The organism is Terrabacter sp. AAH1 (assembly GCF_054456855.1).
In genome coordinates this window covers 125332-137976 of record NZ_JBTJJV010000006.1, presented here as the reverse complement: position 1 = coordinate 137976, position 12645 = coordinate 125332, and the positions used below count along the sequence as shown (strand labels likewise).

The following is a 12645-nucleotide window of genomic DNA, read 5'->3' as shown; positions in this document are numbered from 1 at the left end:
CGACCGGGGCCACCCCGGCGACCGGGGCGACCCCGGCGAGAGCTCAGGCGGCCTGCGCGACGAGCGACTCCCAGCGGATGCGCTTGGCGCGATAGCTGAAGATGGCGAGCTTCGCGAACTCCTCGACGATGCGCGCAGCGAAGATCCCGACGTAGCCGAGCGGCGTGTGGAGGCCGAGGAGCACCGCCAGCGGCAGCCCGACGGCGAAGGCGCCGACGACGTCGCCGAGGATGACGCCGCGCACGTCGTTGCCGCTCGGCAGCACGCCGGCCCCCACGATCATGTTGCGCACCTTGACGACCTGGAACGCGGCGTTGAGCAGGATGCCCACGCCGGCCATGAGCCGGACGTCGGGCCCGGCCTCGCCGAACAGCGGCTCGAGGAGCAGCACGGACACGCCGAAGAGCAGCCCGAACGCGGCGGCCGTGCCCACCCCCGCTCGCTTCACGCGACGCACCCAGGCGACGGCGGCCTCGATGTCGCCACTGCCGACCGAGCGGCCCACGAGCGTCGTGGTGGCAGCCATCAGCCCGATGCTGCCGACGACGAAGATGCCTTCGAGCGTGGTGACGATCTGGGCCGCTGCCAGCGCCTCGTCGCCGAGCTGCTGGAAGACGACGTTGTAGAGGAACGTGCCGACGGTCCAGAAGAGCTCGGTGACGCCGAGGGGGAGGGCCAGCACGAAGAGCGGGACGATGACGGCCCTCCACTGCGCCCGGGTGTCGGGCATGCTCCAGCCCACGGTGCGCCGCGGTCCGAACACCATCCAGGCGAGGATCAGGCTCTTGACGACGGCGGTGACGAGGGTGGCCCACCCCGCGCCGGCGACGCCGAGCTCCGGGAGCGGGCCGACGCCGGTGACGAGCGAGTACGCCATCACGGAGTTCGCGACGACGGTGATCATCGTCGCGATCATCGGGCTCGTGGGCCGTCCGGCCGAGCGCAGCACGCCGGACAGGATGGCGCTCAGCATCACCGGCAGCGTCGCCAGGACGGTGAGCCGGAAGTAGTCGGTGCCGGCCGCGGCGACCGACGGAGATGCACCGACGAGTCCGAGCAGGTGGTCCGCGAGGAGCCACGGCACGAGCGACACGAAGGCGCCGAGCGCGAGCGCCACGACGACCGCAGCCGTCACGGTGTGGTCGAGCGTCTCGGAGCGGCGGGCGCCGACGGCTCGCGCCACGAGGATCGCGACCGAGGTGCCGAGGGCACCGAGCGTCACGCCGAGGATGAAGGTGAGGCTGTTGGAGAAGCCGACGGCCGCGATGGCCGTCGCGCCGAGGCTGCCCACGACGATCTGGTTGACGAAGTTGAGCACCAGCATCAGGACGAACTCCATGCTCACCGGCACGGCGATGCGCGCGATCTCGCGAGCCGGCGTCGGCGTGGCCGGGCGCGGGTCGCGGAAGGTGGGCATGGCAAGGCGAGGCATGCGAGTGCCTTTCGACGTCGTAAGGGGAGCCGGTTCAGGTTACAGAGTTTCGACGTCGAAATCGAAACGTTTTGACCCGTGCGTCTCGGTGCTCGGACAGAGACGTCCCGTCAGTCGTTCATCGCCTTGATGATCGTCACGGCGAGGCTGACGCGGTCGTGGGCCCACGCCTCGTCCTGCGGGTCGCCGGAGGCGGCGGCGCTCGCCGCCTCGAGGGCGTTGTCGGCCTCGCGCACGATGGTCCACGCCCGTGCTCGTCCCTCGTCGATCCCGGCGCGCTCGCAGATGATCTCGAGCCGCCGGCGCAGGGACCACCGGATCTGCGAGCCCGTGCCGAGCTCGTCTGCGCGGTTCCACAGCGCCGGCGCGACCTCGAACGCCGGGTCCCCGGCCAACGGCTTCGGGTCGATGGCGAGCCACGGGGAGCGATAGGCAGCAAGGACGTTCGTGTAGTGCAGGTCGGTGTGCAGCAGCCGGTCCTCCACCGCCGGCCGCTCGACGAGCTCCTTGGCCAGGGCCGCCGCCTGGTCGAGGTAGCGGCGGGGCAGCACCGCCGGGGCCGCGCGCAGCTCGTCGGCCTGCCTCAGCGCGTATGCCGTGAGGCCGGGGACGCGAGGATGGGGTGGGCGGCGCAGCTCGGCGAGGAGGCCACCGATGACCTCGCACGCGTCGTCGATGTCGACTCGGGTGAGGTCACGCGTGTGCAGCCGCTCCAGCAGCAGCGCGAACCGTGCGGGGTCGGCGCGGACGAGCCGCACCGCCCCGTGGCCGTTCCACGTCTGCAGGGCCAGGTGCTCCGTGGCGGCCTCGGGGTGCGGCCAGGTGATCTTGAGGATGCCCTCGCCGCTCACGCCGACGACGTCGCGCCCGGCACCGAGCAGGCGGACCGGGATGGCGACGGCGCAGACGCCGTTGCTCGGGCGGCCGATGGGCTCGAGCTCCCACTCCGACAGCAGGGCGGTGATGAGGCCGGGCAGCCCGTCGATCCAGTCCTCGCCGGAGAGGTAGCCGGTGGACTCGTAGCCGCTGACCTCGTGGGCGAAGTGCGCCGGGATGAGGTCGTACATGGGGTCGTAGGTCACGCGGTGGCTCCCGGGAAGGCGGTCAGTGGGACGTCCCAGTCGACCGCGATGGCCTGCACGTTGGCGCTCCAGCGCGCGACGTCCTCGATCGAGGCGGCCGTGGGACGGTCGCCCGCTGCGGTGGTGGCCCCGTCGACCGCCGAGCGGAGCACCGTGGTCGCGAGGCGCCTCGCGTCCACCGGCGTCGTGACCGGGAAGGGCAGCGCCCAGCCGGGGGGAGTGCTGGAGGCGGCGCCCGAGACGGCGAGCTCCAGACGGTTCAGGTCGGCGAGGGTCGCCTCGGCCCGGCGCCGCTGCGAACCGGTGCTCTGTGCCGCCACCACCTCGAAGGCGTACACGAGCGGCTGGGTGCGGGCCACGACAGCCGGCCGTGCGGGGCTCGGGGTGGTCGTGGTGTCGACCGGGTGTCCGAGCAGCACCGCTGCGGCAAGTCGTTGGGCGTATGCCGCCGCGAGCAGCCCGCGGGCGTCCGCGGTCGCCGTCGTGAGGGCGTCCCACTGGCCCGGGACGGGTGTGGCGAGGACCTCTGCGAGTGCCGAGCGGGTGCGCAGGAGGGCCGCCGTCGTGGACCCGGGAGGCCGGGCTTCGATGACGGACGTCGGCACGCCGGCGTTGGTGAGGCGTCCCCGCAGCACGCGAAGCTGTTCGCGGCTGACGGCGCGGAGCCGACGCACCAGGGCGTCGCCGCTGCGGGCGGACAGGACCCGGCCCTCGGCAGCCACGATGCGGTCGAGGTCGGCCACGGCCGCGAGGAGCAGCCTCTCGTCCGCTGCCGGGCGTCGCGTGGGTGGCGGCGCCGGGGGGCTCGGCACGTCGAGGCGCAGGCCCCGGTCGACGAGCAGGGCGAGCGCCGCGGCCCCACCCCCGAGCACGAGGAGCCGGCGTGGCGGACGGCCCAGACCGTCCAGCACCCGTGACCCGTGCCCCCGGGTGTCGCCGTCCATGCCGAGATCTTCGCACGCGCCGGCCGGTCGGCGACGACCCACCCGCGCCACTAGAGTGGGGTTCCACGCGGTGCCGTGACCGCCCCCCGGGGTGTCGGCACCGGACATTCGAGAAGAGCAGGAGGCGTCGACCGATGAGCACGGCCCAGGAGATCAGAGCGACGCTCGAGCCGGTTCTCGCGCCCCTCGGGCTCGTCGTCGAGGACGTCTCGGTGTCTCCCGCCGGCAAGCGGCGCGTCGTGAGGGTGCTCGTCGACTCCGACATCAGCGGCCTCGACGTCACCGATACGACCAGCCCCGTCCCGCCCCTCTCGCTCGACGCCGTTGCCGACGCCACCCGCGCGGTCAGCGATGCGCTGGACGCGAGCGACGTCATGGGGCAGGCCCCCTACGTGCTCGAGGTGTCCTCGCCGGGCGTCGGACGGCCGCTCGGCTCTCGCGACCAGCTGCGCCGCCAGGTGGGGCGCCTCGTCGAGATCGTCCACCAGGGCGGCACCGACACCGGCCGGCTCACCGAGGTCGGGTCCGACACGCTCGAGCTGCACGTCCCGGCGACCAGGAAGACCCCGGAGCGTCACGTGACGCTCGACCTCGACGGCGTCCAGCGCGGCATCGTGCAGGTCGAGTTCAAGCGGGTCGACGCCGAGGACGCGGGCCCGGAGCCACACCGAGACGCCCACCCAGACGCCGACCCAGACGCCCACCCAGACGCACACGAAGACACACACGAAGACACACGAGACGGCACGAACGACCTCGACCAGGCGGCCGCTCCGGAAGGGGACCACTGATGGACATCGACCTCGCAGCACTGCGGGCCCTGGAGAGGGAACGCGACATCAGCCTCGACGTGCTCATCCCCGCCATCGAGCAGGCGCTGCTCGTCGCGTACCACCGCACCGACGGCAGTCAGCGCATCGCCCGCGTCGAGCTCGACCGCAAGTCGGGTCACGTGATCGTCTGGGCCCGCGAGGAGGGCGAGCTGCTGCCCCCGACCGAGGAGGGCGAGCGCCCCCAGCGCGGGGAGCCCGGCCCCGAGTTCGACGACACCCCCGAGGGCTTCGGGCGCATCGCAGCCTCGACCGCCCGCCAGGTCATCGTCCAGCGCCTGCGCGACCTCGAGGACGAGGCGATCCTCGGCGACTTCAAGGGCCGTGAGGGCGACGTCATCTCCGGCATCATCCAGCAGAGCCAGGACCCCCGGAACGTCCTGGTCGACTTCGGCACGGTCGAGGGCATCCTGCCGCTGGCCGAGCAGGTCCCCGGCGAGCGCTACGTCCACGGCGAGCGGCTGCGGTGCTTCGTGGTGAGCGTCAAGCGCGGCCCGAAGGGCCCGCAGGTGGGGCTCTCCCGCACCCACCCGAACCTCGTGCGCACCCTGTTCAAGTTCGAGGTGCCCGAGATCGCCGACGGCACCGTCGAGATCGCCGCGCTGGCCCGCGAGGCCGGTCACCGCACGAAGATCGCCGTGCACAGCAGGGTGCCCGGCGTCAACGCCAAGGGCGCGTGCATCGGGCCCATGGGCGCGCGTGTGCGGGCCGTCATGACCGAGCTGCGCGGCGAGAAGATCGACATCGTCGACTATGCCGACGACCCTGCCACCTTCGTCGCGGCCGCGCTGTCGCCGGCGCGGGTGCAGTCGGTCGAGATCGTCGACGCGTCAGCCCGCACGGCCCGTGTCGTGGTGCCCGACTACCAGCTGAGCCTCGCCATCGGCAAGGAGGGCCAGAACGCCCGGCTCGCCGCGAAGCTCACCGGCTGGCGCATCGACATCCGGCCCGACACCGAAGCGGGCGCTGCGCCCGGCGGCGGCGTCGAGGTCGCCCCTGAGTGAGGCCGCGCGCGCCGGCATACGACATGCCGGGCGACGAGAACGCTCCCGACGGCGTGTCGCCGGCCGTCACGGCCCCCCGTGGAGCGAGCCCGCACGCGAACGCGGTAGACTCTTCTGTGGCCGACCGGACTGGACTCCGTGCTGAGCCGTCCCGCACCTGTGTGGGATGTCGAGGATCGGATAGCTGGTCGGCCCTGCTGCGAGTGGTCGCGGCGACGGACGAGCACCCGGGCAACGCCCCGGTCACGCTCCGTCCCGACCCGAGACACCGGATGCCCGGACGTGGTGCGTGGTTGCACCCGACGCCCGAGTGCTTCGAGCTGGCAGTGCGCCGCAAGGCGTTCGGTCGTGGCCTGCGTCTGCAGGCGGGGGTCGACGTGAGCGCGGTGGCACGACACCTCGGCATCCAGCACGCGTAGCACCCGGTCGCTCCCCGCGAGGGACGCCGGAGCAGGTATCAGTCAGAAATCAGTCAGCGAACCAAGGCGGGTTGAAAACGCTATGAGCACCCGATGAGTACTCAGCGATGAGCAAGCCCCAGCAATAACCCACGGTTCGGCCACTTCCTGTTCAGGCCGGACCAGGAACAGGAGAGATGTGGCTAAGGTCCGAGTCTACGAGCTCGCCAAGGAGCTCGGAGTCGAGAGCAAGACACTGCTCGCGCACTTGAAGAGCCAGGGAGAGTTCGTCCGGTCGGCATCGTCGACCATCGAGCCCCCCGTCGTCCGCAAGATCATGGAGACCTTCCCCCGCGAAGGCGCTTCCGGCGGCGACAAGAAGCCGGCAGCCAAGGCTGCCACCCCCAGCGCGACCCCGGCCGCGCCCCAGAAGCCTGCGCCGGCACCGTCGGCTCCGGCCACCCCCGCCGCAGCGGCACCGGCCCCCTCGGCCCCCGCTCCGGCGGCTCCCGCTGCCCGCGAGGCCGCTCCGTCGCCGGCCAAGGCCGCCCCCGCGCCCGCTGCTCCGGCGGCCCCGGCCGCTCCGGCGCCCAAGGCCCCGGCCCCGGCTGCCCCCGCACCCGCTGCTCCCGCTGCGTCCGCGCCGGCAGCCCGTGTGCAGTCGAGCCGTGACGGCGGCAAGCAGACCTCCGGCGTCCCGGCCTCTCCGCGTCCGGCTCCCCGTCCGGGGCAGCCGCGTCCGGGCAACAACCCGTTCGCCCCGAGCCAGGGCATGGGCCAGTCCCGCGCCCCGCGACCCGGTGGCGACGCCGGTCCGCGTCCGGGCAACAACCCGTTCAGCTCGAGCCAGGGCATGCCGCGCCCGCAGCAGCGCCAGGGCGCGCCCCGTCCCGGTGGCGCCCCCGGTGGTGCACCGCGTCCCGGTGCCCCCGCGGCCGGCGGTCGTCCCGGAGCCCCCGGTGGCGCCCCGCGTCCCGGTGGTCCGCGTCCCAGCCCCGGCATGATGCCGGAGCGCAGCACCGTCGGTCGTCCGGGCCAGCGCCCGGCCGGCGGCCCAGGCCGTGGTGGCCCCGGCGGCGGTCGCGGTGGCTTCGGCGGCGGCCCGGGTGGCGGCCCCGGTGGTGCTCCCGGCCGTGGCTTCGGCGGCGGTCCCCGCGGTGGTGGCGGCGGTCGTGGCTCGACGGCAGGTGCCTTCGGCCGCGGCGGTGGCCGTCCGGTGCGTGGACGCAAGTCCAAGCGTGCGAAGCGCCAGGAGTTCGAGCAGATGCAGGCCCCGAGCCTGGGTGGCGTCACCGTCCCCCGTGGCGACGGCAGCACGACCATCCGCGTGCGCCGTGGGTCCTCGCTCACCGACTTCGCCGACAAGATCAACGCCAACCCGGCGTCGCTCGTCACCGTGCTGTTCCACCTCGGTGAGATGGCCACCGCGACGCAGTCGCTCGACGAGGACACCTTCAAGGTGCTCGGCGCCGAGCTCGGCTACGACATCCAGGTCGTCTCGCCGGAAGAGGAGGAGAAGGAGCTCTTCGACTCCTTCAACATCGACCTCGAGACCGGTATCGAGGGCGAGGACGACGAGGACCTCGAGGCCCGCCCGCCGGTCGTGACCGTCGTCGGTCACGTCGACCACGGTAAGACCCGCCTCCTCGACGCCATCCGCAACGAGGACGTCGTGGCCGGCGAGGCCGGTGGCATCACCCAGCACATCGGTGCCTACCAGGTCCACCGTGAGCACGAGGGCGTCGACCGCGCGATCACCTTTATCGACACCCCGGGTCACGAGGCGTTCACCGCCATGCGTGCCCGTGGTGCCAAGGTCACCGACATCGCGATCCTCGTCGTCGCCGCCGACGACGGTGTGATGCCGCAGACCATCGAGGCGCTCAACCACATGCAGGCCGCCGACGTGCCGATCGTCGTCGCCGTCAACAAGATCGACGTCGAGGGTGCCAACCCGGCCAAGGTGCGCCAGCAGCTGACCGAGTACAACCTCATCGCCGAGGAGTACGGCGGCGACACGATGTTCGTCGACGTCTCCGCCCGCCAGGGCCAGAACATCGACGGCCTCCTCGAGGCGGTCCTGCTCACGGCCGACGCGGCCCTCGACCTCCGGGCCAACCCGGAGAAGGAGGCCCGCGGCGTCGCGATCGAGGCGAACCTCGACCGTGGTCGTGGTGCGACCGCGACGGTGCTCGTGCAGACCGGAACGCTGCGCGTCGGTGACTCCATCGTCACCGGGTCGGCATACGGCCGCGTGCGCGCCATGCTCGACGAGCACGGCCAGAACGTCGACGAGGCAGGCCCGTCCCGCCCCGTGCAGGTGCTCGGTCTCTCGTCGGTGCCGCGCGCCGGTGACACGTTCGTCGTGGCTCCGGACGACCGCACGGCCCGACAGATCGCCGAGCGTCGCGAGGCCGCCGACCGTCAGGCCGTGCTCGCCAAGGCCCGCAAGCGCATCTCGCTCGAGGACCTCAACGAGGCTCTCGCGGCGGGCAAGGTCGAGACCCTCAACCTCATCCTCAAGGGTGACGTGTCGGGCTCGGTCGAGGCGCTCGAGGACGCGCTGCTCAAGATCGACGTCGGCGACGACGTGGACCTGCGCATCATCGACCGCGGCGTCGGTGCGATCACGATGAACAACATCAACCTCGCGATGGCCTCCAACGCGGTCATCATCGGCTACAACGTCCGGGCCGAGGGCCAGAACGCCGACTACGCCGAGCGCGAGGGCGTCGAGATCCGCTACTACTCGGTGATCTACCAGGCCATCGACGAGGTCGAGGCGGCCCTCAAGGGCATGCTCAAGCCGGAGTACGAGGAGGTCGAGCTCGGCACGGCGGAGATCCGCGAGATCTTCCGTTCGAGCAAGTTCGGCAACATCGCCGGCTCGATCGTGCGCAGCGGCGAGATCAAGCGTGGCTCCAAGGCCCGCATCACCCGCAACGGTGTCGTGGTGTCCGAGAACGTCGAGGTGGCCGGTCTGCGCCGCTTCAAGGACGACGTCACGGAGGTCCGCGAGGGCTTCGAGTGCGGTATCAACCTCGGGTCCTACAACGACCTGCAGCTCGGTGACCTCATCGCCACCTACGAGATGCGCGAGAAGCCTCGCGCCTGATCGTCACGGCCGGCAGGCACTGCCGGCACGGGCACGGCGCCGACTCCCTGGGGGAGTCGGCGCCGTTCGCCTGTCCGGGTGAGAGCACCGCCCGGAGAGGCCGTCCCGGCAGCGGGGCGAGGGGGACTGCCCACCACCGAGGGGCGGGGGGCGCGGCTCAGAGGCCGAGCAGGCGGTTCAGCAGGGCCGCGAGGCCGTTGATGCCGGTGCCGTCGAGCAGGCCGGCCACGGCGCACAGGAGGTTGCCGAGCAGGTTGCCCGGGCCCTGCTGAGCCGTGATGTTGAGGTGCACCGTGTCGAGGTGGACCTGCACGCCAAGGAGGTTCAGGTCCAGCGGCCCGAGCACGAGGTCTAGGATCTGACAGCTGCCCGCGGTCGCTGCCGCGTTCTGCACGGTGGTCGTGACTGTCTGAGAGATCGGCGTCACGACGCCGGTGGGAGAGGTGACGTTGCCTGTCAGCTGGCTGACGAGCGCGAGGGTGCCGTTCTGGTTGATGAACCCGGTCGGTGTCAGCTGGCCGGTGAACGTCCCGAGGGCGCCGAGCGGCAGAGTCAGCGGGATGGGGGCGGCCGTCGCACGGGGAGTGGTGGCAGCGGGGGCGGCCGTGGGAGCGGCTGAAGGGGCGGCCGATGCGGCTGCCGCTGGCACGAGGCCGAGGGCGGCGGTCGTGGCGAGGGTGGCGCCGGCGGCGCACAGCTTCGTCCTGAGGTTCATGGGAGAACAGCTCCTTCATCGGGGTGAGGGGCGGCCTCGTGGGCCGTCGGTCACCCCTGAAGAGGCTCGTCGGCTGCTGGCATGACGTGGATCGTGCTGAGACCGAGCGGCGCCCCAGGGGGTGCTCAGGGGCGGCCCAGCACGACTCTGCCCGCCGCAGGGCCGGAAAACAGCGTAAGTGCCGCGTCATGCGCGTGGCCCCAAGGCGTCCGGCTCACGGGCCGAGCACGCCTCGGTGCGTCATGTCGTAGGCCGCCAGGACCTCGAGGAGCAGCTCGGTGGCCCCCTCGAGGATGCCCAGCACCTCGTCGGACGGCGCCCCGCGCAGCACCTCGACGAGGACCTGGTGGTGCATCCGGCACACCTCGAGCAGGCTGACCTCCGCTGCGACCGCACGCCGACCGAGGTCGTATGCCGCGGAGCGCGCACCCTCGTCGTGGTGCGGCAGGAACCGCAGCAGCATGGTGCGGTAGTCCTGCGTGAGGTCTCCCAGCGTCGTGCGAGGCGAGGAGCCGTTCACAGCGACCATCCGGCGGCGCCCCCGGGAGGACCGCCCGACTCGGCCGTCTCGAGGAGGGCAAGTCCCTCCTCGAGGTCCAGCGCAGTGGTCACGTGGTCGCCGCCTGCAGCAGGCCGCATACCGAGGCGCACCATCGCGAAGGCGACCTCGGGCTGGATGCCCACCACCACGGTGCGCGCGCCGCGCAGGCGCGCCATCTCGGCGATGCGTCGGAGGGTGTGCGCGGCGAAGGAGTCGATGACGTCGAGGGCAGCCACGTCGATGATGACGCCTCGGGAGCGGTGCGTGCCGATCTGCGCCACGAGGTCGTGCTCGAATCGGACCAGCTCGGAGTCGTCGAGGGCAGTGTGGATCGACGCGATCAGGGTGGATCCCTGTCGCATGATCGACACCAGCGCCGGTCCGCCGTTCACGAGCTGCTGCTGACCTCCTTCCGGGTCACGGTGTAGCCGAGGAGCCGCTCGGCCTCCTCGAGGCCGCCCTGCAGGTCGCCGATGGTGTTCATCTTGCTCAGGTCGACGCCGATGGTCACCAGGGTCTGCGCGATCTTGGGGGACAGCCCTGTGATGATGACGCTCGCGCCCATGAGACGTGACGCGTCGACGGTCTGGACGAGGTGGTTCGCCACGGTCTCGTCGACGTCCGGCGAGCCGGTGATGTCGATGACGACGACCTTGGCGCGGTGCCTGCGGATGCCGGTGAGCAGCTGCTCGGTCAGCTGCCGGGCCCGCTCGCTGTCGAGCACGCCGATGATCGGCAGGATCAGCAGGCGCTCACGCACCGGGAGCACGGGGGTCGACAGCTCGCGGATCGCGTCCTGCTGCTGGCGGATGACGCGCTCGCGCTCGTCGACGAAGCTGACGGCCACCGTGTTGGCGATCCGGTTCGCCGCCGGCTCGTAGGCGTCGAGCACCTCGTTGAGCAGTCCGAAGTCGCGCTGGTACTTCTCGAAGAGCGACCGGGCGAGCACGTCGCGCAGCAGCAGCACGATGCCGACGACCTCGTGGGTCTCGACGCCGCGGGGGATGATCCGCTCCGAGAGGTCGCGGGCGTAGTGCTGCAGCGCCTCGACGCTGCCGGTCTCGAGCACCTCGACGTAGTTGTCGTAGACCGAGGTCGTCTCGGCCGCCATCTCCTTGGGCGTCATCGCGGTGAGCAGATGCGCCTCCTGGATGCGTTCGGCCCACTCCTCGCGCAGGCGCGTCCGGTTCTCGCGCAGGTGGGCGATGAGCTGCGAGAGCAGATGCTCCCCGTTGCCGCCCGCAGCCACACCGTCCTGCGCGGCAGCCGTCGGGTCGTCACGCAGCCCGTTGGGTGGTGCCTCGTCGGTCGGTGCGCCTTGCCACCCGGCGCCGGGCTTCTCGTCAGCCATGGTCGTTCCTCTCCCACTTGGTCATGGTCACTGTGGTCCCGTGGCCGGGCTCGCTCGCCACCGCGAACTCGTCCATCAGCCGTCGCACGCCGGGCAGCCCCAGCCCGAGGCCGCCGTAGGTGCTGAAGCCGTCGGCCATGGCGGCGTCGACGTCGTCGATCCCCGGCCCGGCATCGCGCGCGACGACCTGGAGGCCGCGCCGGGGCGAGTCGAGCAGCTCGACGACGACCTCGCCCGAGCCGGCGAAGCGCACGATGTTGCGGCACACCTCCGACACGGCTGTCGCGATCACCGTCAGCTCCGTCGGGCCGAACGCCAGCGACGAGGCGAGGCTGCGGACGGCTGTGCGGGCCGCCACGATGTCGGGGTCGGCGGTGATGGGGATGCGCAGGGTGCCGTCGCGGTGCTGGCCGCGCTCGAGCAGCGGCTCGCTGAGCTGGGCGCAGGTCTCGCACTCGAGCAGGTGCTGCGCAGCCCCTACCTCCCGCTGGCGGCGCTGGTCGGCGCTGCTGAGGGCGATGAGCACGGGGCGGCACCGGTCGGTGGGTGGCTCGACCTGTCGGGCGGCGAGGAGATACTCGACCCGGAGCCGCGCACGAGTCCGGTTCAGCTGTGCCGCAACGGCGCCCGCCGTGCTTCCGGCCTGCTCCGCCAGGGTCCGCGTGTCGGTGCCGCCGACCTCGTGGGCGAGCAGGGTGAGGCGCTCGCGCTCCGTCAGCCGGGCGAGCGCCTGCGCCATGGCGCCCTGCTCCTCGTCGAGGACGAGCCGCGCCTCGGGCGACTCCGGCTCGGAGAGGTCGACGACCCGGTGCTGGTTGCGCCGCTTGCGGTCCTCGTCGCGCCACATCGAGGCGACGACGTTGCGCGCCGTCACGATCGCGTACGGCTCGAGCATCCCGGGCTCGATCGTCGCCGAGGCCGCGAGCACGCGGGTCAGGGTCTCCTGCACGAGGTCCTCGGCCGCAGGGTGTCCACCGACCCGCCCGCCGACGACGCGACGGACGATCGGGATCAGGTCCGCGACGGCCTGGGCCGGAAGGTCGGCCGGACGGTCGTCGGGGCCGGAGTCGACACCGCCCACGGCCCCTTCGTACCCATTCGCGACGTCTGCCGCCCGTGCGCCCGACGTGGACCTGACCGATCGGGTACGGCCACCCGGCAGGACTCGGCAGGACTCGGCAGGCAGGCGCCCGACGGCATACCCACGCGGCCCGCACGCCGATGGGAATGCGC

The 12645-nt window shown here is 72.2% G+C and carries 12 protein-coding genes; 4 read left to right on the top strand and 8 right to left on the bottom strand.

Going from position 1 to position 12645, the window contains the following annotated elements; genetic code table 11:
* Positions 1-43: 43 nt before the first annotated feature.
* The 3 genes from ACXR8F_RS11895 to ACXR8F_RS11885 form a co-directional block, all read right to left on the bottom strand.
* Positions 44-1432: an MATE family efflux transporter gene (locus tag ACXR8F_RS11895; RefSeq protein WP_458800680.1), complete on the bottom strand. Its 1389-nt coding sequence runs from the start codon at positions 1430-1432 to the stop codon at positions 44-46.
* 110 nt (positions 1433-1542) lie between these two features.
* The gene (locus ACXR8F_RS11890) at positions 1543-2514 is read right to left on the bottom strand and encodes an aminoglycoside phosphotransferase family protein (RefSeq protein WP_458800678.1); all 972 of its coding nucleotides are present in this window, start codon (positions 2512-2514) and stop codon (positions 1543-1545) included.
* Positions 2511-3458 (bottom strand): hypothetical protein, encoded by a 948-nt coding sequence (locus ACXR8F_RS11885; RefSeq protein ID WP_458800676.1) that lies wholly within the window; start codon positions 3456-3458, stop codon positions 2511-2513. Before ACXR8F_RS11885 ends, ACXR8F_RS11890 begins: the two co-directional genes overlap by 4 nt.
* A 134-nt stretch (positions 3459-3592) precedes the next feature.
* Between ACXR8F_RS11885 and ACXR8F_RS11880 the strand changes: the two genes are divergently transcribed.
* The 4 genes from ACXR8F_RS11880 (at position 3593) to infB (ending at position 8805) form a co-directional block, all read left to right on the top strand.
* Complete coding sequence (locus ACXR8F_RS11880) at positions 3593-4249, top strand: ribosome maturation factor RimP (RefSeq protein ID WP_458800674.1); 657 nt, start codon at positions 3593-3595, stop codon at positions 4247-4249.
* Positions 4249-5292 (top strand): transcription termination factor NusA, encoded by a 1044-nt coding sequence (gene nusA, locus ACXR8F_RS11875; RefSeq protein ID WP_458800673.1) that lies wholly within the window; start codon positions 4249-4251, stop codon positions 5290-5292. Before ACXR8F_RS11880 ends, nusA begins: the two co-directional genes overlap by 1 nt.
* A 23-nt stretch (positions 5293-5315) precedes the next feature.
* A complete protein-coding gene (locus tag ACXR8F_RS11870) occupies positions 5316-5711 on the top strand; it encodes a YlxR family protein (RefSeq protein WP_458800819.1) in 396 nt (131 codons plus the stop codon).
* A 178-nt stretch (positions 5712-5889) separates the two neighbouring features.
* On the top strand, positions 5890-8805 hold the full coding sequence (gene infB, locus ACXR8F_RS11865; RefSeq protein ID WP_458800671.1) for a translation initiation factor IF-2: 2916 nt from the start codon (positions 5890-5892) through the stop codon (positions 8803-8805).
* 157 nt (positions 8806-8962) lie between these two features.
* On the opposite strand, the gene ACXR8F_RS11860 is transcribed toward infB, so the two are convergent.
* The 5 genes from ACXR8F_RS11860 to ACXR8F_RS11840 form a co-directional block, all read right to left on the bottom strand.
* Positions 8963-9520: an ABC transporter substrate-binding protein gene (locus tag ACXR8F_RS11860; RefSeq protein ID WP_458800669.1), complete on the bottom strand. Its 558-nt coding sequence runs from the start codon at positions 9518-9520 to the stop codon at positions 8963-8965.
* Between the two features lie 214 nt (positions 9521-9734).
* Entirely contained in the window at positions 9735-10049 is a 315-nt protein-coding gene (locus tag ACXR8F_RS11855; RefSeq protein WP_458800667.1) for a phosphatase RsbU N-terminal domain-containing protein, read from the bottom strand.
* Complete coding sequence (locus tag ACXR8F_RS11850; protein ID WP_458800666.1) at positions 10037-10453, bottom strand: STAS domain-containing protein; 417 nt, start codon at positions 10451-10453, stop codon at positions 10037-10039. The genes ACXR8F_RS11855 and ACXR8F_RS11850 overlap by 13 nt, the downstream gene beginning before the upstream one ends.
* Entirely contained in the window at positions 10450-11412 is a 963-nt protein-coding gene (locus ACXR8F_RS11845) for an STAS domain-containing protein (protein ID WP_458800664.1), read from the bottom strand. Before ACXR8F_RS11845 ends, ACXR8F_RS11850 begins: the two co-directional genes overlap by 4 nt.
* Positions 11405-12493: a sigma-70 family RNA polymerase sigma factor gene (locus tag ACXR8F_RS11840; RefSeq protein WP_458800662.1), complete on the bottom strand. Its 1089-nt coding sequence runs from the start codon at positions 12491-12493 to the stop codon at positions 11405-11407. The genes ACXR8F_RS11845 and ACXR8F_RS11840 overlap by 8 nt, the downstream gene beginning before the upstream one ends.
* Positions 12494-12645 lie beyond the last annotated feature (152 nt).

Coding starts and splice junctions, on each gene's coding strand:
- ACXR8F_RS11895 (WP_458800680.1), bottom strand. CDS start 1,432: ATGCCTCGCCTTGCCATGCCCACCTTCCGCGACCCGCGCCCGGCCACG.
- nusA (WP_458800673.1), top strand. CDS start 4,249: ATGGACATCGACCTCGCAGCACTGCGGGCCCTGGAGAGGGAACGCGAC.
- ACXR8F_RS11880 (WP_458800674.1), top strand. CDS start 3,593: ATGAGCACGGCCCAGGAGATCAGAGCGACGCTCGAGCCGGTTCTCGCG.
- ACXR8F_RS11870 (WP_458800819.1), top strand. CDS start 5,316: ATGCCGGGCGACGAGAACGCTCCCGACGGCGTGTCGCCGGCCGTCACG.
- ACXR8F_RS11855 (WP_458800667.1), bottom strand. CDS start 10,049: ATGGTCGCTGTGAACGGCTCCTCGCCTCGCACGACGCTGGGAGACCTC.
- ACXR8F_RS11860 (WP_458800669.1), bottom strand. CDS start 9,520: ATGAACCTCAGGACGAAGCTGTGCGCCGCCGGCGCCACCCTCGCCACG.
- ACXR8F_RS11885 (WP_458800676.1), bottom strand. CDS start 3,458: ATGGACGGCGACACCCGGGGGCACGGGTCACGGGTGCTGGACGGTCTG.
- ACXR8F_RS11845 (WP_458800664.1), bottom strand. CDS start 11,412: ATGGCTGACGAGAAGCCCGGCGCCGGGTGGCAAGGCGCACCGACCGAC.